The 20,279-nt window shown below is 59.8% G+C and carries 18 protein-coding genes; 9 read left to right on the forward strand and 9 right to left on the reverse strand.

Annotation, left to right across the window (positions count from 1 at the left end; genetic code table 11):
• The 4 genes from ABLU87_RS18565 to ABLU87_RS18580 all read right to left on the reverse strand — a co-directional run bounded on the left by ABLU87_RS18565 (position 1) and on the right by ABLU87_RS18580 (position 5,279).
• Complete coding sequence (locus tag ABLU87_RS18565) at positions 1-840, reverse strand: PRD domain-containing protein (protein ID WP_122117274.1); 840 nt, start codon at positions 838-840, stop codon at positions 1-3.
• A complete protein-coding gene (locus ABLU87_RS18570) occupies positions 837-2,261 on the reverse strand; it encodes a glycoside hydrolase family 1 protein (protein WP_122117275.1) in 1,425 nt (474 codons plus the stop codon). Before ABLU87_RS18570 ends, ABLU87_RS18565 begins: the two co-directional genes overlap by 4 nt.
• Entirely contained in the window at positions 2,258-4,138 is a 1,881-nt protein-coding gene (locus tag ABLU87_RS18575; protein WP_046876913.1) for a beta-glucoside-specific PTS transporter subunit IIABC, read from the reverse strand. The genes ABLU87_RS18570 and ABLU87_RS18575 overlap by 4 nt, the downstream gene beginning before the upstream one ends.
• Positions 4,139-4,349: 211 nt before the next feature.
• On the reverse strand, positions 4,350-5,279 hold the full coding sequence (locus tag ABLU87_RS18580) for a LysR substrate-binding domain-containing protein (protein ID WP_025107100.1): 930 nt from the start codon (positions 5,277-5,279) through the stop codon (positions 4,350-4,352).
• Between the two features lie 171 nt (positions 5,280-5,450).
• Between ABLU87_RS18580 and ABLU87_RS18585 the strand changes: the two genes are divergently transcribed.
• The 7 genes from ABLU87_RS18585 to ABLU87_RS18615 are packed head-to-tail and all read left to right on the forward strand — an operon-like array spanning position 5,451 to position 11,917.
• The gene (locus ABLU87_RS18585) at positions 5,451-6,401 is read left to right on the forward strand and encodes a branched-chain amino acid ABC transporter permease (protein ID WP_046876914.1); all 951 of its coding nucleotides are present in this window, start codon (positions 5,451-5,453) and stop codon (positions 6,399-6,401) included.
• A 10-nt stretch (positions 6,402-6,411) separates the two neighbouring features.
• Positions 6,412-7,518: an ABC transporter ATP-binding protein gene (locus ABLU87_RS18590; protein WP_046876915.1), complete on the forward strand. Its 1,107-nt coding sequence runs from the start codon at positions 6,412-6,414 to the stop codon at positions 7,516-7,518.
• Positions 7,515-8,282 (forward strand): ABC transporter ATP-binding protein, encoded by a 768-nt coding sequence (locus tag ABLU87_RS18595; RefSeq protein ID WP_025107103.1) that lies wholly within the window; start codon positions 7,515-7,517, stop codon positions 8,280-8,282. Before ABLU87_RS18590 ends, ABLU87_RS18595 begins: the two co-directional genes overlap by 4 nt.
• Complete coding sequence (locus tag ABLU87_RS18600) at positions 8,275-8,994, forward strand: ABC transporter ATP-binding protein (protein ID WP_122117659.1); 720 nt, start codon at positions 8,275-8,277, stop codon at positions 8,992-8,994. Before ABLU87_RS18595 ends, ABLU87_RS18600 begins: the two co-directional genes overlap by 8 nt.
• Before the next feature lie 27 nt (positions 8,995-9,021).
• On the forward strand, positions 9,022-10,179 hold the full coding sequence (locus ABLU87_RS18605; RefSeq protein WP_122117660.1) for a branched-chain amino acid ABC transporter substrate-binding protein: 1,158 nt from the start codon (positions 9,022-9,024) through the stop codon (positions 10,177-10,179).
• A 17-nt stretch (positions 10,180-10,196) separates the two neighbouring features.
• Positions 10,197-10,679, forward strand: a complete 483-nt coding sequence (locus tag ABLU87_RS18610) for an L-2-amino-thiazoline-4-carboxylic acid hydrolase (RefSeq protein WP_122117661.1) — start codon at positions 10,197-10,199, stop codon at positions 10,677-10,679.
• Complete coding sequence (locus ABLU87_RS18615) at positions 10,676-11,917, forward strand: Zn-dependent hydrolase (protein WP_122117662.1); 1,242 nt, start codon at positions 10,676-10,678, stop codon at positions 11,915-11,917. Before ABLU87_RS18610 ends, ABLU87_RS18615 begins: the two co-directional genes overlap by 4 nt.
• Before the next feature lie 45 nt (positions 11,918-11,962).
• Here the strand turns inward: ABLU87_RS18615 and ABLU87_RS18620 are convergent, their stop codons facing one another.
• The 4 genes from ABLU87_RS18620 to ABLU87_RS18635 all read right to left on the reverse strand — a co-directional run bounded on the left by ABLU87_RS18620 (position 11,963) and on the right by ABLU87_RS18635 (position 16,906).
• Complete coding sequence (locus tag ABLU87_RS18620) at positions 11,963-12,985, reverse strand: ABC transporter permease (protein ID WP_170873311.1); 1,023 nt, start codon at positions 12,983-12,985, stop codon at positions 11,963-11,965.
• Positions 12,986-13,004: 19 nt separating this feature from the next.
• Entirely contained in the window at positions 13,005-14,489 is a 1,485-nt protein-coding gene (locus tag ABLU87_RS18625) for a sugar ABC transporter ATP-binding protein (RefSeq protein ID WP_004848509.1), read from the reverse strand.
• Positions 14,490-14,513: 24 nt separating this feature from the next.
• Positions 14,514-15,437 (reverse strand): sugar ABC transporter substrate-binding protein, encoded by a 924-nt coding sequence (locus tag ABLU87_RS18630; RefSeq protein WP_046876919.1) that lies wholly within the window; start codon positions 15,435-15,437, stop codon positions 14,514-14,516.
• 449 nt (positions 15,438-15,886) lie between these two features.
• Positions 15,887-16,906 (reverse strand): LacI family DNA-binding transcriptional regulator, encoded by a 1,020-nt coding sequence (locus ABLU87_RS18635; RefSeq protein ID WP_122117663.1) that lies wholly within the window; start codon positions 16,904-16,906, stop codon positions 15,887-15,889.
• 104 nt (positions 16,907-17,010) lie between these two features.
• Between ABLU87_RS18635 and ABLU87_RS18640 the strand changes: the two genes are divergently transcribed.
• Complete coding sequence (locus tag ABLU87_RS18640; protein WP_025107108.1) at positions 17,011-18,018, forward strand: Gfo/Idh/MocA family oxidoreductase; 1,008 nt, start codon at positions 17,011-17,013, stop codon at positions 18,016-18,018.
• A gap of 43 nt (positions 18,019-18,061) precedes the next feature.
• Here ABLU87_RS18640 and ABLU87_RS18645 read toward each other — a convergent pair whose 3' ends face one another.
• On the reverse strand, positions 18,062-19,093 hold the full coding sequence (locus ABLU87_RS18645) for a Gfo/Idh/MocA family oxidoreductase (RefSeq protein WP_122117664.1): 1,032 nt from the start codon (positions 19,091-19,093) through the stop codon (positions 18,062-18,064).
• A gap of 162 nt (positions 19,094-19,255) precedes the next feature.
• Here ABLU87_RS18645 and ABLU87_RS18650 point away from each other — a divergent pair, with 162 nt between their 5' ends.
• The gene (locus tag ABLU87_RS18650) at positions 19,256-20,131 is read left to right on the forward strand and encodes an extended-spectrum class A beta-lactamase OXY-1-3 (protein WP_063864545.1); all 876 of its coding nucleotides are present in this window, start codon (positions 19,256-19,258) and stop codon (positions 20,129-20,131) included.
• Positions 20,132-20,279 lie beyond the last annotated feature (148 nt).

A 20,279-nucleotide genomic window follows, 5' to 3' on the forward strand; every position in this document is an offset into this window, starting at 1 on the left:
TCACGCATCCAGTCCCGCGATCCGCACCAGATGAACGATGAGCCACAGCAGCTCGTTGCCGCCGAGGGTGATATCGAGCTGGGCTTTGACGTAATCGCGGATTAGCAGCGCGCAGCGGTATGCGTCCGGATACGCCTTAATCACCTGTACCAGCAGAAAACTGTCCCGCGCGCCGTCCAGCTCCCCCTCCTGTAAACGCTGGAGGAAAAACTGCATATGGACCAGAAAGCGCGAGTAGTTTATCGATTCGGTGTCTATCTGCTGCTTAAAGTGGTACTGCACGAGATTAAAAATATCCTTCAGCATTTTCACCGACTGCATGGTCTGCGCCACGTCGTCGCCCTCGCTCTGGCCGTTTACCAGATGAAAGGCGATATTCCCGGCTTCCTCCTCCGGCAGTTCAATCCCGTACTGCTGGCGAATAATCGTCACCGCCTCGCTGGCGACGCGGAACTGCTGCGGATAAAAACGCCTGACTTCCGGCAGCAGGCGATTTTGAATGGCGATCCCTTTACGGCTGCGCTCGATGGCAAAGGTCAGGTGGTCGGCGAGGGTAAAGAAAATCTGCTCGCGAACCTTGCCGGCGAGCTGCAGATTGGCGCGGGAAATAATCATCGCCGCCATTTCGATGACCTCATCCGGAATGGCGGAGAGCGCCTCAAGATAGCCGCTGCGCGCGCCGAGCGTCTGGGTCACGAACAGCTTCTCTATCTTCTCCGGGGCGATCTCGTCCCCGGGTCTGCTATTGAAACCAATGCCTTTCCCCATGACGATAACCTCCCTGTTATCGTCATCCGTAGAGAGCACGAGGCTATTATTGAGCACCTTCTGAACAATCATCTCTGCGACTCGTCGTGGTTGCCGTTCTGCGCGATGACATCCTTATACCACCAGAAGCTGCGTTTGCGGATCCTTTGCAGGTGCTTCAGGTCATCCTCGCCGCGATCGACATAAATAAAACCGTAGCGCTTGGCGTATCCCTGGTGAGTGCTGACCACGTCAATCGCCGCCCACGGGCAGTAGCCCATCAGCTCGACGCCGTCGGCTATCGCCAGCCGCATTTGCTCGATATGCGCCTGTAAGAAGGCGATGCGATAGTCATCATTTACCGTCCCGTCATGCTCCAGCTTGTCCGGCGCGCCCATCCCGTTTTCGCTAATCAGAATCGGCAGACCGTAGCGCTCGCACACTTTACGCAGCGTCAGGCGCAGCCCCACCGGGTCAACAACCCAGCCGTAGGGGGTTTTGCCAACCCACGGGTTTTCCGCCGGACGATAAACCCCCTCTTCGCCCAGCATAATTTGCTGATCGCCCGCGCGGGGCACAACGTCTCCGCCGTCGCCCCGGCTGGCGGCAATGGTGGCGGTCGAGTAGTAGTTAATGGCGATAAAGTCCGGCCTCCCCTGCTGCAAAATCAGCGTATCTTCCGGCTGCACCTCCGGCGCAAGGCCGCGATCCTGCATATAGGCCCACGCCAGGGCGTTGTAGCGCCCATGCACCGCAACATCCAAAAAGCTCCAGCAGCGCAGCGTCTCCCAGTTATGCGCGGCGATGGCGTCCTCCGGTTTACAGCTTTCGGCGTACATCGACGTGGTGTTTATCGCCGGGCCGATGCGCAGCCCGGGGAACTCACGGTGGCACAGGGCGAAGATCTGCGCCTGGGCCAGCATCATATGATGATTCTGCTGGTACAGCGCCTTCTTATCCGGCAGTTCACGATCGGCGGGCACGCCAATCGCGCCGGGATGCAGGATCATGGTGTTCTGTTCGTTGATGGTCAGCCAGAGCGGAACTTTGGCGGCAAATTCGCTGAACAGCAGCCTGGCATAGCGCACGAATGCCTCCCCGGTTTTGCGGTTCAGCCAGCCGCCTTTTAGCTCCAGCGCCCACGGCAGGTCGAAGTGGTAGAGCGTCACGATGGGGGTAATCCCGTGGCGCGTCAGGGCGTCGATCAGGCGGTGATAAAAGGCCAGCCCGCGCGGATTCACCGCGCCGTCGCCGTCCGGTATCACCCGCGACCAGGCCACCGAAAAACGGTAGGCCTTCAGCCCCATCTGCGCCATCAGCGCGACGTCCTCCTCTACGCGATGATAGTGGTCGCTGGCGATGCGGAAGTCCGCCGTTCCCGGCGGATGGCTGAGCATGTCGACCACCGACGGCCCTTTACCGTCTTCATTCCACGCGCCCTCAACCTGATAGGCCGAGGTGGAGGCGCCCCACAGAAAACCGTCCGGGAACCGGGCCTGCTGTTGATAAATCATACCTGCGCCTCCTTAGCGGATTGCACCATCAGGGGTTCGCCGTAATCCACCTGCGCGGCGGCGGTGAGGCGCAGAGCGCGCTGCGCGTCGCCGTTGACCACAATCACCGGGGTAATCAGGTCGTATCCGGCCTGTTCGATGGCGGGAATATCAAAGCGGATCAGCGCCTGTCCCGCTTCCACCTTATCACCCACCTTCAGCGTAGAGCTAAAGTGCTGGCCGTTAAGATTGACGGTGTCGATACCGATATGGATCAGCAGCTCAAGACCGCTGTCGCTCTGCAGGCCAACGGCGTGGCAGGAGGGCAGAAACATCATTACCGTGCCGCTAAACGGCGCGCGCAGTACCCCTTCTTCGGGACGAATCGCCAGCCCCTCGCCCAGCAGGCCGCCGGAAAAGACGTCGTCGTTCACGTCGCTGAGCGCCACCACCTGGCCGCGCAGCGGGCTGAATACTTCCGTCTCCCCCTCGCTTGTCGGGCTGACCGCAGGCTGCGGCGTCTCGCTCACCGCGTCTTGTTCCTCAGGAACGTCTTTAAAAGCGATAAACCAGGTCAGGGTAAAGGTCACCACGATGGAAATCGCGCAGGTCACCAGCGCATGGACGATGTTCATCGGGTTTTCGCCGATAAACGCCGGCAGCGCAGCGAGGCCTGGCGAGACAAACGCGTAGCGCACCAGCCCGCTCACCCCGGCGTAGACCCCGGCGCAGCCGCCGCCGATCATCGCGGCAATCAGCACCCGGCGGAACTTGAGCAGCACCCCGTACAGCGCCGGTTCGGTGATCCCCAGCAGCGCGGTAAAGCCCGACGAAGAGGCCAGCTGGCGCAGGTTGCTATTTTTGGTTTTCAGCGCCACGCACAGCGTCGCCGCTCCCATCGCCACGTTGGATGCCAGCATCCCCGGGCCGTTAATCATCTCGTAACCGCTTTTACTCAGCTGACCGGTGGCGATCGGCGTCATCGCCCAGGCGGTGCCGGTAATGATCAGGAAGGGCTGCAGGGTGCCCATCAGCATCGGGATTAACCAGCTGGCGTGGCGGTCGATAGCGCCCGCCCCGGCGGCGACCAGATCGTTAAGCAAAATGCCCGCCGGGCCGACCACCACCAGCGCCAGCGGCGCGGTAATCAGCAGGATCAGCATCGGCTTAACGAAAAACTTGATAATCGATGGCGACACTTTTTCGGCGAAGCGCTCCACCCACGACATCAGCCACACGGTCAGAATAATCGGCAGCACCGAACCGGCGTAATCGGAAAGCAGGACGTTGATGCCGACAAAATCGACCGCTTTACCGGCCGCCAGCATCTGGCCGATGCCCGGATGCAGCAGCACGCCCGCGAGGGTCATCGCCAGAATCGGATTGCATTCAAACTTCAGCGACGCGCCGTAGGCCAGCAGCACCGGCAGGAAGAAGAAGGCGGCGTCGGCAATAATATTCAGCAGCTGATACGTCGAGCTGGTTTCGCTAATCACCCCCGTGAGCTTGAGAATGGCCAGCAGCGCTTTAATCATCCCCGCGCCGGTAATCGCCGGGATCACCGGGGTAAAGGTGGTCGAAATGACGCTGATAATCCGGGCGACGATGCCGGCCGGCTTCGCGTTTTTATCGCCGCCTGCCGGGCCTTTCTTCTCCGGCAGCGCCTTATTAAGCCGTCGGTAAACCTGCTGCACCTCGTTGCCGATCACAATCTGGAACTGGCCGCCCTTCTCCACCACGCTGATCACGCCGGGGAGGGAGCCAATCTGCGCATCGTTAACCTTTGCGCGGTCATTGAACTCCATGCGCAGCCGGGTCGCGCAATGGGTGAGCATGCGGATATTTTCCGCACCGCCCACCGCGTGGAGGATTTTGTCTGCTGTTTCGTTATAGTTCATAGTGTTCCCTGGTGTTGGGGCAAAAAAAAAGACCAAAACAGAGACGCTCCCCTTGGCGGGAGAGCATTTCTATTTTGGTCTTGCCTGCTTTCGCAGTAGCACGCCATCATAAAAATGGGTTATTTCGGCGGATTATCTAAGCGCCCCTGCGTAATGACAATGGCGACCGAACAAAAGTGTGAACTGGATTAAGTAAATTCTTAAGTAAATATCAACCGAGGGCCTGCTGGCGTAGCCAGCTCTGCAATAGCTTACCGTTGGGGGTCATCTCGCTATCCTGACGCACGCAGAGATAATAATCCCGGCCATCATCAATTGCCGCATCGAAGATTTTCACCAGCTCACCGCGCTTCAGATAGGGAGCGATCAGCGGCTCGCGCATGAGCGCGCAGCCCAGCCCGGCCTGTACGCCAGCCAGGGTCAACAGGCCATCTTCAAACAGCGGCCCGGTCGAGCGCGGCGGGCGCTTCACGCCCTGCTGCACAAACCACTGATTCCAGGTCGTGCGCTCCTCATCGTGCAGCAGCGGCATCTGCAACAGCTGTTCCGGGGTATCAATATGCCCGTGCAGGCGCAAAAAGGCCTGGCTGCATACCGGCACCATTTTGCCGGAAATCAGCTTTTCGCTTTGATAGCCCACCCAGTGACCGTTGCCAAAGCGGATCGACATATCGGAAGCGTCGCTGAGATAGTTGCGGTGGTTAGCATAAACCACGTTGATTTCGGTATGCGGGTTCGCGTGCACGAACGACGGCAGGCGGGGAATAAACCAGCCCATGCCAAACAGCGGGATCAGGCTGATCGTCACCTGCTGGGTTTGCACCTGCTCGACCAGATGCTCGGTGGCCTGACGCAGCACGTTAAACGCCGCGCGGATCGAGCGATAATACTCCCGCCCCTGCTGGCTGAGAGTCAGCCGCCGCCCCTGCCGTTCGGTGAGCGGGATCTGCAAATAGCCCTCCAGCACCTTAAGCTGATGACTGACCGCCGAAGGCGATATCGCCAGCTCCTGCGCCGCCAGGGTCACGCTGCCCAGGCGTGCGATCGCCTCGAAGGCGCGCACCGCCCGCAGCGGCGGATCGTTGGCCAACGTACTCTCCGACCAGCTAACCGGCGCTTCTGATTGTTCTGTTTTTTTCATATGTTGATTTTCTTAGCGCATTACGCTATCCGGCGAGTTATTAAATTATATTTAAAATCATAATGATAGTTAAGCACACATTTATAATAAGAAAGAATATATGCGTATTTTACAATTTAATTCATTTGTTGGATGGTAGCTATTATTTGAGCATCTTGTCGGAACAATCAGTTGGACACACTCATACAACAAATCATCAACGGGGTCATGCTCGGCAGCATCTACGCCCTGATCGCGCTCGGCTATACCATGGTGTACGGCATCCTGCGCATTATTAACTTTGCCCATGGCGACATTCTGATGGTCGGCGCGTTGACCACCCTTTCCGGGATGCACGCCCTGAACGCGCATTTCCCTACTCTGCCACCGCTGGCGCAGCTCGGGCTGGCGCTGCTGCTGGCCATGACGGTCTGCGCCCTGCTGGCGATGGCGGTCGAACGCTTTGCCTACCGCCGCCTGCGCAACGCCCCGCGCCTGGCGCCGCTGATCTCCGGGATCGGCGTCTCGGTGCTGCTGCAAACCGTGGCGATGATCGTCTGGTCGCGCAATCCGCTGATGTTCCCGCAGATCCTGCCAATGGATGCGATCGCCGTGACCCACGGCAGCGCAGCGCATCCACCGGCTCTCGTTACCGTCACCGGAATCGTCACCGTCGCGCTGGCCTTCGCGGTGATGCTTGGCCTGTGGCTGCTGGTGGAGTACACCCGTTTAGGTCGCGGTATGCGCGCGGTAGCGGAAAATCCGCGCATCGCCACGCTAATGGGCGTTAATCCTAACGCAATTATCGCCCTCACTTTCGCCATCGGCGGCATATTCGCCGCGCTGGCTGGCGTGATGATGGCCAGCAACTACGGTAATGCCAGCTTCTCCATGGGCTTTCTGCCCGGCATTAAAGCCTTTACCGCCGCGGTGCTCGGCGGCATCGGCAATATTCGTGGCGCGATGATCGGTGGCCTGCTGCTGGGCCTTATCGAATCCCTTGGCGCAGGCTATCTCGGCGACCTGACCCACGGCGTCTTCGGCAGCAACTACCAGGATATTTTCGCCTTTATGGTGCTGATCCTGGTGCTGGTCTTCCGCCCTGCCGGTTTGCTCGGCGAACGCGTCGCGCACCGGGCTTAGGAGAAAAATCATGACAACGGCACAACTCGATACGCCTGTCGTCTCCCGCCGCTTCTGGTCCGGGATGACCCTGTTGGTCTGCGCGCTGCTGGTAGCGCCGATGGTCGCCAGCCAGCTCGGCGGCAACTACTGGGTGCGGGTCATCGACTTCGCCCTGCTCTACGTTATGCTGGCGCTGGGGCTGAATATTGTGGTCGGCTACACCGGCCTGCTGGATATGGGCTTCATCGCCTTTTACGCCGTCGGCGCGTATCTGGCGGCGCTGCTGGCCTCACCGCATCTGCTGGACGTCTTCCCGATTTTAAATAGTTGGTTTCCGGACGGCCTGCACACCTCCTGGCTGGTGATTATTCCGCTCGCCGCGCTGGTGGCGGCAGGCTGCGGTATCGTGCTGGGCGCGCCGACGCTGAAGCTGCGCGGCGACTATCTGGCCATCGTCACCCTCGGGTTCGGCGAAATTATCCGCATCCTGATGCGCAACCTCGACCGTCCGGTCAACATCACCAACGGCGCAAAAGGCATTTCCGGGGTCGATTCGCTGAATCTGTTCGGCCTCAAGTTTAGCGGCGTTTATCACTGGTTTGGCTTTAAAGTCCCGGCGCTGTGGCTGTGGTACTACCTGCTGATGCTGGTGATTGTGGCGATTATTTTCGTCTGCCTGCGGCTGCAGCATTCGCGCATTGGCCGGGCCTGGCACGCCATCCGCGAGGATGAAGACGTCGCCCGCGCGATGGGCATCAACCTGCGGAACTACAAACTGCTGGCTTTCGCTATCGGCGCCTCATTCGGCGGCGTGGCGGGCGCGCTGTTCGGCGCATTTCAGGGCTTCGTTTCGCCGGAATCTTTTACCCTGCAGGAGTCGATTGCGGTTCTGGCGATGGTGGTGCTGGGCGGGATGGGGCATATCCCCGGCGTGATCCTCGGCGCGGTGCTGCTGACCGCGCTGCCGGAGCTGCTGCGCAGCCAGGCGGCGCCGGTACAGCAGGCGCTGTTTGGCGAAGTGCTGATTGACCCGGAAGTGCTGCGCCAGCTGTTCTACGGCCTGGCGCTGGTGCTGGTCATGCTGCTGCGCCCTCAGGGCATCTGGCCCGCGCGACATCAAGGAGCGAAAGCATGAGCCTGTTAAGCGTACGCCATATGACGAAGCGTTTCGGCGGTTTGACGGCGGTCGACAACGTATCGCTGAGCATTAATCAGGGTGAAATCTACGGCCTGATCGGCCCCAACGGCGCGGGGAAAACCACCTGCTTTAACCTGATTACCGGGCTCTACCCGGCGGACAGCGGCGAGTTCGCTATCGGCGGCGAAGCCTATTCTCCGAACAATATTGAGAAAGTGACCGCCGCGGGCATCGCCCGCACCTTCCAGAACGTGCGGCTGTTTAACGACATGTCGGTACTGGAGAACGTCATGGTGGGCCGCCATGTCCGCACCCGCAACGGCCTGTGGGCCGCGATCTCCCGTCACAAACGCGCCCGCGCCGAGGAGACGCAAACCCGCGAGCTGGCCTGGCACCTGCTGGACTATACCGGCATCGCGCAGTTCGCCCACTATCGCGCCTGCGACCTCGCCTACGGCCACCAGCGGCGGCTGGAGATTGCCCGCGCGCTGGCCACCGAACCGCGCCTGCTCGCGCTGGATGAACCGGCGGCCGGGATGAACGCCGCCGAGAAGATGGCCCTTGGCGAACTACTGCTGCGCATTCGCGACGACGGCAAAACGCTGCTGATGATTGAGCATGACGTCAAGCTGGTGATGGGGATCTGCGATCGCCTGATGGTGCTGGATTACGGCAAAACGTTAACCAGCGGCACGCCGGATACCGTACGCCGCGATCCGGCGGTGATCGCCGCCTGGCTGGGAGGCAATGTCCATGTCTGATTTATTAACCGTTAAACAGCTTAGCGTCCACTACGGCGGCATCCAGGCGGTGCGCGACGTCTCATTCAGCGTGAAAGAGGGCGAGCAGACCACGCTTATCGGCGCCAACGGCGCGGGCAAAAGCTCCACCGTCCGCGCCATTACCGGGCTGGAACCCTTTCGCGGCGAAATTCTGTTTAACGGCAAGCCGATCCGCAAACGTCGGGCCGAATCCCTGTTGCGCGAAGGACTCGTGATGGTGCCGGAAGGACGCGGCATCTTTGCGCGCATGACGGTGCTGGAAAACCTGCAAATGGGCGCCTGGCTCCGACGCGACGCGGCGGCGGTAAAGCAGGAGATGGGCGCCATCTTCGCTAATTTCCCGCGCCTCGCCGAACGCCAGCATCAGCTGGCGGGGCTGCTCTCCGGCGGTGAACAGCAGCTGCTGGCGCTCAACCGCGCCCTGCTCAGCCAGCCGCGCCTGCTGATCCTCGACGAGCCGTCAATGGGCCTGGCGCCGCTGATGGTCGAGAACATTTTTCGCGTTATCGCCACCCTGCGCCAGCGCGGCGTCGCGCTGCTGCTGATCGAGCAGAACGCACGCCTGGCGCTGGAGGCGACCGACAGCGCCTGGGTAATGGATAGCGGCAGCATCGTCGAGCGCGGTCCGTCGCAGACGCTGCTGGCCGACGATCGTATAGCACAGATTTATTTGGGCGAAATGCCCGTTTAACACACCAACCAGCATCAGGGAAAAACAATGAAAACCGTAAAAATCAGCGCGCTCAGCGCCGCTATTCTGCTCAGTGGTTTTGCCTCATCCGCCGCGTGGTCCGCGGCCAGCGAAACCGTTATTATCGGCCTGGCTGGCCCGCTCACCGGCCCTTCCGCGCGTATCGGCAAGGATCTGGAAAACGGCGCGCAGCTGGCGATTGACGATATCAACAAGCAGCACCCGACCATCGGCGGCAAGGCGGTAACCTTCAAGCTGCAATCGGAAGACGATCAGTCCGACCCACGCACCGCCGTTGCCGTCGCCCAGCGTCTGGTGGATAGCGGGGTCGCGGGCGTCGTCGGCCACTGGAACACCGGCACCAGCATTCCCGCTGCGCGGGTTTATCACGATGCGGGCATCGCCCAGGTCGCGCCGGTCGCCACCGGGCACGCCTACACCAAACAGGGCTTCGACACCAGCTTCCGCGTGATGGGCCACGACGATGACGGCGGGCAGTTTGCCGGACAGTACGCGGTACAAACCCTTAAGGCCAAACGCATCGCGGTCATCGATGACCGTACCGCCTTCGGCCAGGGGCTGGCGGATGAGTTTATTAAGTCGCTGGAAGCGCAGGGAATCAACATCGTCGACCGTCAGTACGTCGATGACAAAACCGTCGACTTCAGCGCCGTGCTGACCGCGATCCGCAGCAAAAACGCCGACCTGATTTTCTTTGGCGGCGTCGATAGCCAGGCCGCCCCGCTGGCGCGCCGCATCAAACAGCTGGGTATGAATGCCACCCTGATGGGCGCAGGCGGCTTCGTTAGCCAGACCTTCCTCCAGCTGGCGCAAAAAGAGGGCGACGGCGTGGTGGCGCTGGAGCCGGGACTGCCGGTCGAGCAAATGCCGGGCGGTAAAGCCTTCGAGCAGGCCTACCAGTCGCGCTATCACACCCATATCGAACTGCACGCGCCGTTCGCCTATGACGCTACCCGCGTGCTGGTCGCGGCGATGGAAAAAGCCGACTCCGTCGACCCTGCCGACTATCTGCCCACCCTGCGCGCCATTAACTACGCCGGCGTGACCGGACAAATCGCCTTTGATAAAGAGGGCAACCTGAAATCGCCAACCTTTACCGTTTATAAAGTCGTCGACGGCAAATGGCAGCCGCAAACCGTACTCGGCGGCGCAACAACGAAGTAACGCAGTGAGGCAATGTGATGAGTGATAATAACGAGCTGGGCATTCTCGCCCGCCGCAAAATTGAAGCAGAAATAATCAAGCCGATTTACGCCATCCTGGTGCGCGAGATAGGGAAGGCTCGCGCCCAGGCGGTCATCGGCGAAGCGATTGAAAACGCCGCCATTGAGGCGGGAAAAGCGTTTGCCCGCGAGGAGCCGAACGGTGCGGATATCCAGAGCTTTGTCGCGCTGCAGTATCTGTGGGAAAAAGATAACGCCCTGGAGGTCACGGTGCTGGACGCCGACGACCAGCAGTATAACTACAACGTGAACCGCTGCCGCTACGCCGAGATGTACCACGAAATGGGCCTCGGCGAGATTGGCCACCTGCTCTCCTGCGCCCGCGACGATAAATTTATCGTCGGCTACGCCCCGGACGTGGAGCTGACCCGCACCACCACCATCATGCAGGGCGGTAAATGCTGCGACTTCCGCTATCGCGTGCAAAAGGACAAGTCATGATAACCGTCAACGGCGCACGTCTGTGGTCGACGCTCAACGAGATGGCGCTGCTCGGCGCCACGCCGGCGGGCGGCGTGACCCGGCTGGCGCTCAGCGAAGAGGATCGTCAGGCGCGCGACCTGCTGCGCCAGTGGGCGCGGGAAGCCGGCTTTCCCTGCGACGTCGACAGCATGGGCAATATGTTTATTCGCCGCGCCGGTAAAAATTCGCAGTTAGCCCCGGTGCTGACCGGTTCCCACGTCGACTCCCAGCCGCTCGGCGGCCGCTATGACGGCATTTACGGCGTTCTCGCCGGGCTGGAGGCGCTGCGCACGCTGAACGATCGCGGCATTGAGACCGAACGCGATATCGTGCTGGTGAACTGGACCAACGAAGAGGGCGCGCGCTTTGCCCCGGCGATGCTGGCGTCCGGCGTGTGGGCCGGGCAGTTTAGCGAAGCTTTCGCCCTCGCCCGCGAAGATCGCGACGGCATCAGCGTTGGCGCGGCGCTGGAGGCTATCGGCTATCGCGGGGAGCGTCCTGCCGCCGCCTTCCCGCTCCACGCCTGCTACGAAGTGCATATCGAACAGGGGCCGATTCTGGAAGAGGAAGGCGTTGATATCGGCCTCGTTCACGCAGCAATGGGCCAACGCTGGTTCAACGTCACTCTGGAGGGCTTTTCCGCCCACGCAGGAACCACGCCGATGGGCAGCCGCCGCGACGCGCTGACCGCCTTCGCCGAGCTGGCGCTGGCGGTGGAGCAAATCGGTATCGCCCATAATCCAGACGGGCGTGCGACTATCGGCATGGCGCAGGTGATACCAGGATCGCGCAACGTGGTGCCGGGAGGCGTGGCGTGCAGCGTCGAGTTTCGTCATCCGCAATCCCCGGCGCTGGAAGCGATGGAGCTCGCCCTGCATCGCGCCGCTGAAGCGCTGGCGGCGCGCGGCGTGACGGCAAACGTCGAGCGTATTTTTGATTACGCGCCCATTGCCTTTGATGCCGGATGTCTGGCGCGCAGCCAGCGGGCGGCGGACGAACTGGGCTATAGCGCGCGAACCATGGTTTCCGGCGCCGGGCACGATACCTGCTATATCAGCAAGGTCGCGCCCGCCAGCATGATTTTCATTCCCTGCGAGAAGGGAATTAGCCATAACGAAGCGGAGAACATTCTGCCGGAATGGGCGGAGAAAGGGGCGAACGTGCTGCTCAACAGTTTACGTCTTGCCGCGGATGAGCCCGCTTGCGGCGCGACGTAAAACGCGATACAGCCCACGCCAGCCAGGGCCGTGGGCTATTGCCGATCAATGCTTTTTGCGGTTGCGGCGCATATCGATAGTCACCGCCGCGACGATAATGATGCCTTTGATAATATCCTGCACGTAGGCGTCGACGCCGACAAAGGTAAACCCGCTTTTAATCAGGCCGAGGATCATCGCGCCGATTAAGGTCCCGGTGATGCGCCCCACCCCGCCCATCAGGCTGCTGCCGCCGATAACCGCCGCGGCGATAGCATCCAGTTCGTAGGACATGCCCATGCTCGACTGCCCGCTGCTGACGCGCGCCGCCAGCACCACGCCCGCGAGGCCGGAGAGCGCCCCGGCGATGGCATAGACGATCACCAGGTATTTATTCACGTTGATACCGGAGACCTTGGCCGACGTCATGTTACCGCCGATAGCGTAAACGTATTTACCGTAGCGGGTATGCTTCAGGGCGATATGGAAGACCGCGGCGACGACGAAGAAAATAATCACCGGCATCGCCCCCTGGCCGATGGCGGTAAAGCTGTCGGATAAGAAGCTGATTGGGTTGCCCTGGGTGTAGTACTGCGCTAGACCGCGCGCCGACACCATCATTCCAAGCGTCGCGATAAACGGCGGGATGCCGGTGCGGGTCACCAGAAAACCGTTGGTTAAGCCGCACAGAAGACCGACGCCGATGCCGGCGCCAATAGGGATAATCGCAGGCATATTGACCAGCGACGGGAACATCGGCGACAGGCTATCGGAGGTTTGCGCGAGGCTTGCCGCCACCACGGCGGCGAGAGCGATCACCGAGCCGGAGGAGAGGTCAATGCCGGTGGTAATAATGACCTGGGTGACCCCGACGGCGATAATACCGATAATCGCTACCTGTAAAACAATTAATATCAGGCGATTGGTGTTTAATAAAAAGGACTGGTCGCGGACGTACCAGCCGGCAATTTCAAACGTCAGGGCAATCACCAGCATGACGATAAATATCCCGGTATCTTTCGGCAGCCGGTGGCGTAATTGCCCAAAGAAAGAGGGTTTCTCAGTGATCGGGGTCGCCGTTATTTTCATATTGCTCATTCTCTGTGCCTCAATGGGATGCCAACGACAAAATGGTTTCCTGGTCGGCGTCCTCTTTATTGAGGATGCCGGTAATACGCCCTTCATGCATGACCATCACCCGATCGCTCATCCCGAGAATCTCAGGCAATTCTGAAGAGACCATAATCACCGCCACGCCGCGGTTGGCCAGCTCGCTGATCAGATGGTAAATTTCCGCTTTCGCCCCGACGTCGATTCCGCGCGTCGGCTCATCGAGAATCAATATTTTCGGCTGGGCCAGCAGCCAGCGGGCAATCAGTACCTTCTGCTGATTACCGCCGCTGAGGTTATTAATAATCTGATCCATGGTGGGGGTTTTAATATTCAGGCGGCGGATCTGCTCCATGCAGTCTTCGGCCATTTTGAGGTGCTGAACAAAGCCGGTTTTACCGATATATTCCGGCATTTTGACGATGCTCATATTCTCCAGCACCGACAGCACAAGAAACAGTCCGGACTTTTTGCGGTCTTCCGTCAGCAGCGCCATCCCTTTTTCAATCGCCGTCGAAGGCGAGTCAATCGTGACCGGCACTCCCTCAATCAGCACTTCGCCGCTATCGGCTTTATCCATGCCGAACAGGCTCTCCATCACTTCGCTGCGCCCGGCCCCCACCAGCCCCGCCACGCCGAGGATTTCGCCGCGGCGTACGCTAAAGTTGATATCGTGAAAGACCCCCTTGCGCGACAGATTGCGAACGGTCAGCACCTCTTCGCCAATGGCGTTATTGAACTTGGGAAAGAGCTGGGTGAGCTCCCGGCCGACCATCTGGGTGATCAGCGACTGACGGGTAAACTCGGTGGTATGTTTACTGCCGACCCAGGTGCCATCGCGAAATACGCTGATCTCATCGGTAATCGCGAAAATCTCATCCATTTTATGGCTGATATAAATAATGGCTTTTCCCTGCTGGCGTAAATCGCGAATAATGGTAAACAGATGCGCCACTTCGCTTTCGGTTAACGCCGAGGTCGGCTCATCCATAATCACAATATCCGCGTTCCACGAAACCGCTTTGGCAATTTCCACCATCTGCTGGGAGGCGATACTTAACTCCCCCACCAGCCGGTCGGCGGATAGCCGGATATTGAGTTTATCCAGCAGATCCTGCGTCTGGCGGGCAAGCTGGCGATGATCGACAAAACCGTATTTCATCGGCTCGCGGCCGAGCCAGATATTTTCCGCCACCGTCATATGCGGCACCAGATTCAGCTCCTGGTGGATCATCGAGATCCCGGCGCGCAGCGCGTCCATCGTATCCTGAAACTGGACCGGCTCCCCTTTAACGCGGATCGCGCCCTTATCGGGACGGTAGATCCCGATAAGGCATTTCATCAGCGTGGATTTTCCGGCGCCGTTTTCGCCCATCAGCGCGTGCACCGTCCCCGGGCGCACGCGTAATGAGACGTTGTCGAGCGCCTTCACGCCGGGGAAGAATTTACTGATCCCTTCGGCTTCAAGTGCAAAAGCGTTCATACTTCACCTCCGTACCCTGAGCGACTATTTCTGGTTGCGATTGACGAACTCAGCCATGTTGTCTTTGGTGATCAGCTGGTAAGGGACGTCGATGATCTTTTCCACTTTCTCGCCGTTGGCCAGCTTAATGGCGGCATCCACCGCGCCTTCGCCCTGCCCTTTGGCATCCTGGAAAATCGTGGCGATCATCTTGCCGTTTTTGAGCATTTGCAGGGCATCGGGCGTCCCGTCCACCCCGGCTATCAGGATATGGTTCGGGTTTTTACCCAGCGCCTGCAGCGCGCCGATGGCCATTTCATCGTTGTTGGAGGCGATGGCCTGAATGTCTTCGCCGCTGGTCATCCAGTTGCTGACCACGTCAACGGCATCGTTGCGGGTAAATTTCGCGGTCTGCTTCTGCACGATTTTGATATCCGGGTACTTCGCCACCACCTCTTCGACGCCTTTGGTGCGGTCACGGGTCGATTCATTCGCCAGGTCGCCGAGCAGAATGGCGACGTTCCCTTTGCCGTTCATCGCTTTGGCTAACGCTTCCATCTGTAAGCGCCCCGCCAGCACCGAGTCGGAGCCAACGTAGGCCATTTTGTCGGTCAGCTGCGCCTGCGGGCGGCGGTTAACAAAGATCAGCGGAATGCCCGCTTTGGTCGCCTGGTCCATAATCGGTTTGACCGCGTTGGTGTCGACCGGGTTGACGATAATCGCGTCGACGCCCTGGCCAATAAAGTTCTGCACCTGCTGTAGCTGCTGGGAGACGTCGCCTTTGGCATCTTCCACCTGCGCCTTAACGCCATCTTTTTGCATCTCTTTTTGCATTGCGGTGCGCAGAATCGTCAGGAAGTTGTCATCGAATAGCGCCATGGAAACACCGACCGAAATATCTTTCGCCATCACGACCGCTGGCAGCATGCAGGCTAGCAAAGAGGCAACAACCGTTTTCTTAATATTCATCGTTGATCCTTTATTTTCAGGTACATCGGTTAGGTAAGGTAAAATGAAAAAATAGTTTCATTAATTGTGCGTTAAGCGCCTGCTTTTCCAGCTTTTTGAAAAAACAGCCCGCGCGCTGGTGCATTTTTTGTTGTTGATCGAAATCACAAAATTCAGTTGTTTTAAAATGGTTTTTTGAAACATTAGTCCATTTATAGCGGAAGAAAAATTCCAGACCATTTATTTCATTAACAACACATATGAAACTTTTATAAGTAAATAACTGAAATGAAAATTTTAAAACTGCGTGTTAACAGAACTTTGACACACATCTAACATTGACGCATAAATGCGCAAAAAATGAGAGGCAGGCGACGGTTTGCCGCGCGGCGCGCCGATAGCGGCAGCGGTTTAAAACGAGACAGGAGATAGGGTGTAAAAGGGGATGTAGCCCCGCGGGCGGCGGGCGCTCAGTCGACGTTTTCAGCGCTGTAAAGGATAAATTCGACCTTGCCGTCGCTGAAGAGATGCGGCTGATAGCCGGTTTCCAGGTGGCGCAGGGCCAGCTCCACCGCCAGACGGGCATGCTGGCGCGGGTTTTGATCGATCGTCAGCGCCATTCCACCCAGGGCCAGCTGTTCACGGGTGGTGCTGTAGCGCTCATGGGTCATCCAGCAGCACTCGCCGTAGCGGCGGTGGCGAGCCAGCGCCTGCGCCACCTGCGTGTTGCCCAGCCCGGTATTGTAGATGCCCACCACGTCGCGGTTGCGGCGCAGGGCCTCTTCCAGCAGGCGGTCGATTCGCTGTCGGTTGTCCTCCCCCGCCAAAACCTCGCCCAGCAGCAGATGCGGAAAGCGCTGGCTAATCACCTCGCGAAATCCCTGAATCCGTAAGCGATGAGCGCTGAAGTCCTGGCGCCCGCTGAGCATCAGCACTTCTCCAGGACGGTGCGCCATTAACCCCATCATCCTGCCCGCGGTGCGGCCGGCCTGCTGCTGATCGATCCCGACGTGACAAAGCCTCTGCGCGCCGGGGAGATCGGTGACCAGCGTAATCACCGGCACGTTCGCCTCGCGACACTGGCGCAAGGCGTCATAGACCCGCGGATGTTCGTTGCCAAAGACAATTATCGCATGGCGCTTTTTGCTGCTGCGGATAAGGCTTTTCGCCAGCTTTTCCGGCGCGGACTCCGCCACCAGCGTGCGGTGCAGCGTCAGTCGGCGATAGCCAAGGCTATCCGCCACGTCGGCGAAATCCTGCGTCAGACGGGAGAAAAAGCGCGAATCGTTATCGCTGAGAAACACTTCTATTTGCCACGGGAGACGGCGCTCTTCCGGCAGAATGCGCTTCAGCCCGGCCTCCCGCGCGGCCTCCAGCACCCTGCGCGTGGTTTCCGGCGACACGCCGCCGCGTTCGTTAAGCACCCGGTCAACGGTCGCGACGCCCACGCCAATCCGTTTAGCCAGTGCCTCCAGCGAAATGCTTTTCATCGTCTCGTCTCCCCCATGATGGAAATCCATCAAAACGCCCGTGTCGGTCAGTGTAGCAAACGGATTACTTTGGCAACGCTAAATCCCTCTTTCTGGAGAAAAAAATGACCTGCATTCGTTTTGCATTGTTGGGCAGCGGTTTTATTGGCCAGGTTCACGCCGCCAGCCTCGCTCGCCATGAGCGGACCGTTCTGGCCATGGTGGCCGACGCCGATCCCGAGCGGGCGAAAGCGCTGGCTTCCCGCTACGGCGCGCGGGCGGTAACCGTCGCCGAGGCCATCAATAGCGATGCCATTGACGCGGTACTGATCGCCAGCTCGACGCCTTCACACGCGGCGCTGCTGGAAGCCGCCGCCCGCGCGGGAAAAGCGGTCTACTGCGAAAAACCGATCGATCTTTCGCTGGCCCGCGCCCGCCAGGTCGTCGAGAAAGTGCTGCCGCTGGGGGTACCGGTGACCGTTGGCTTTAACCGCCGCTTCGACGCCAGCCACCAGCAGCTGCGCCGGGAGATCGAGGCGGGCGCGATTGGCCAAATCGAACTGGTTCAGATGGTGTGTCGGGCATCGGTTATGCCGCCGCTGGAATATCTGCGCAGCTCCGGCGGCCAGATGCGCGACCAGGCGATTCACTTCTTTGACCTGCTGCGCTTTCTTACCGGTGATGAAGTGACGACCGTCGCCGCGCTGGGGGCTGCGCTGGCGCTGGCGGAAATTGCCGAATTCGACGATGTCGATACCTCCATTGTCATGCTGCGGATGCGCGGCGGCGCGCTGGCGCAGCTGGACAACACCCGGCGCACCGGCCACGGCTACGATGAGCGCATTAGCCTGCTTGGCCCGCAGGGGGTGATAGAGTCCGGCAGTCAGGCATCGCGCGGCGTCACGCTGTGGCAGGGAGCGCGCTGCATTCAGCCCGGCCTCTATCCGGACTGGTTCAGTCGCGTCGAGGGATCGTACTACGCGCATCTGGATGCTTTTGTCCGCTCGCTAGGCGGAGAAGCGGTGCCGGACCTGCCGGGGCTGCTGGACGGGCTGCGGGCGCAGGCTATCGCCGAAGCCGCCGTGCTTTCCCTGCGGCAAGGGCAGTTTGTCAGCGTCGAACCGCTGGCGTAAAAAAGCCCCGTATGCGGTCGGCATACGGGGCAACGGCGCGCCGTTAACGCTCCTCGTTAAATATCACGCCAATCTGCCGCCGCACTTCGTCCATCACGCTCAGGTTTTCCAACACCCTGGCCTGCGGGCGGATCGGCGAGTCCGTAAGCCCTTGCCCCACGCACCAGGCAAAATGTTCGGCCTGATAAAACAGCTGGTCGTAGCGGTTGCGCGGCTCCTCCCAGCGCAGCACCTGCCCGCCCTGGCTGGCGGCGAGGGTAAAATTCCCCGGCGCGTAGAACTGCCCGTCGAGGGTAAGGGTCGCATCGCGCCCGGCCACCACCGCGCCGCCCGGCGTGTTGCTGAACAGGGTGGTATTGAGCAATCCCTGTAAGCCGTTTTCCCAGTTAAACAGCATCGAAATCTGCCCGTTGACGCCTCTTTGGGCGGGACGCCCGCGGGCGATAATGTCCTGCGGCACGCCGCCGACCATCACGCAGAATGAGGTCAGATAGCTGCCGAGATCCATCATCGGCCCGCCGGCGAGATCGGCATTAAAAATGCGATGATCCGGGGTAAAAAACTCGCCGTGATCGGCGAGCAGCGTGTGCAGATCGCCCAGCACGCCGTCCTCCAGCAGCTGGCGAATCACGTCATACTTCGGCGCGTAGTCGCACCACATCGCCTCCATCGCCAGCGTCCCCTGCTTCATGGCCTCCGCTTTCAGCGCCGCGCCTTCCCGCCGGTTCAGCGCAAACGGCTTTTCAATCAGCACATGTTTGCCCGCCTGCAGCACCCGCAGCCCGTCGGGAAAGTGGTGGTTATGCGGCGTGGCAACGTAAACCGCATCAATATCCGGTCGCGCCAGCATCTCATCCACCTGAGCATAAGCCTGCGGGATCCCCCAGCGGGCGGCGAAATCGTCGGCTTTTTGCTGCGTGCGCGAGGAGACGGCAACCACCCGCTGGCGGCTGAGCTCTTTTAACGATTTCACAAAGCGCTCGGCAATCCAGCCGGGGCCAATAATGGCCCAACGCAGCGAGGGGATCGCCGAGGCGGCGGGATGGCGCGGTTTTGGTAACTGTGACGGGAACATAGCGGCTCCTGATTTTATTTTGCCGGGGAGAGACACTATAAGCAGGCGCAGAGGAGGACGAATAACGAATTTATGATGGAATTCCATCATCGACATAGTGCTTGTCAAAAGCGCGGGAGTCGCGGATAGTCCGGGCAGCTCATCACTATCAAGGAGTCTGAGATGTTGAAAAGTTCGTGGCGTAAAACCGCCCTGATGGCCGCCGCCGCCGTTCCGCTGCTGCTGGCGAGCGGTTCATTATGGGCCAGTGCCGATGCTATCCAGCAAAAGCTGGCTGATTTAGAAAAACGTTCCGGCGGTCGGCTGGGCGTAGCGCTGATTAACACGGCAGATGATTCGCAAACCCTCTATCGCGGCGATGAACGTTTTGCCATGTGCAGCACCGGTAAAGTGATGGCCGCCGCCGCGGTGTTAAAACAGAGCGAAAGCAATCCAGAGGTAGTGAATAAAAGGCTGGAGATTAAAAAATCGGATTTAGTGGTCTGGAGCCCGATCACCGAAAAACATCTGCAAAGCGGAATGACCCTGGCGGAACTCAGCGCGGCGGCGCTGCAGTACAGCGACAATACCGCGATGAATAAGATGATTAGCTACCTTGGCGGACCGGAAAAGGTGACCGCATTCGCCCAGAGTATCGGGGATGTCACTTTTCGTCTCGATCGTACGGAGCCGGCGCTGAACAGCGCGATTCCCGGCGATAAGCGCGATACCACCACCCCGTTGGCGATGGCCGAAAGCCTGCGCAAGCTGACGCTGGGCAATGCGCTGGGCGAACAGCAGCGCGCCCAGTTAGTGACGTGGCTAAAAGGCAATACCACCGGCGGGCAAAGCATTCGCGCAGGCCTGCCCGCAAGCTGGGCGGTCGGGGATAAAACCGGCGGCGGAGATTACGGCACCACCAACGATATCGCGGTGATCTGGCCGGAAAATCATGCCCCGCTGGTGCTGGTGACCTATTTTACCCAGCCGCAGCAGGATGCGAAAAGCCGCAAAGAGGTGTTAGCCGCGGCGGCAAAAATCGTCACCGAAGGGCTTTAACCCGGGAACAAGCCCGTTCTGCAACACTCTGCGCTTTGTTTCCCGGTGGCGCTGCGCTGACCGGGCTACGGGTTCCCCACCGTCTGCGGGCCGGTAGATACTGTGAACGCCTGCAACCATTTTTAGTTGCCGATACTTTCTCCGGCTC

Source organism: Klebsiella sp. CB_Kp196 (genome assembly GCF_040061575.1).
GTDB classification, from domain to species: domain Bacteria; phylum Pseudomonadota; class Gammaproteobacteria; order Enterobacterales; family Enterobacteriaceae; genus Klebsiella; species Klebsiella michiganensis.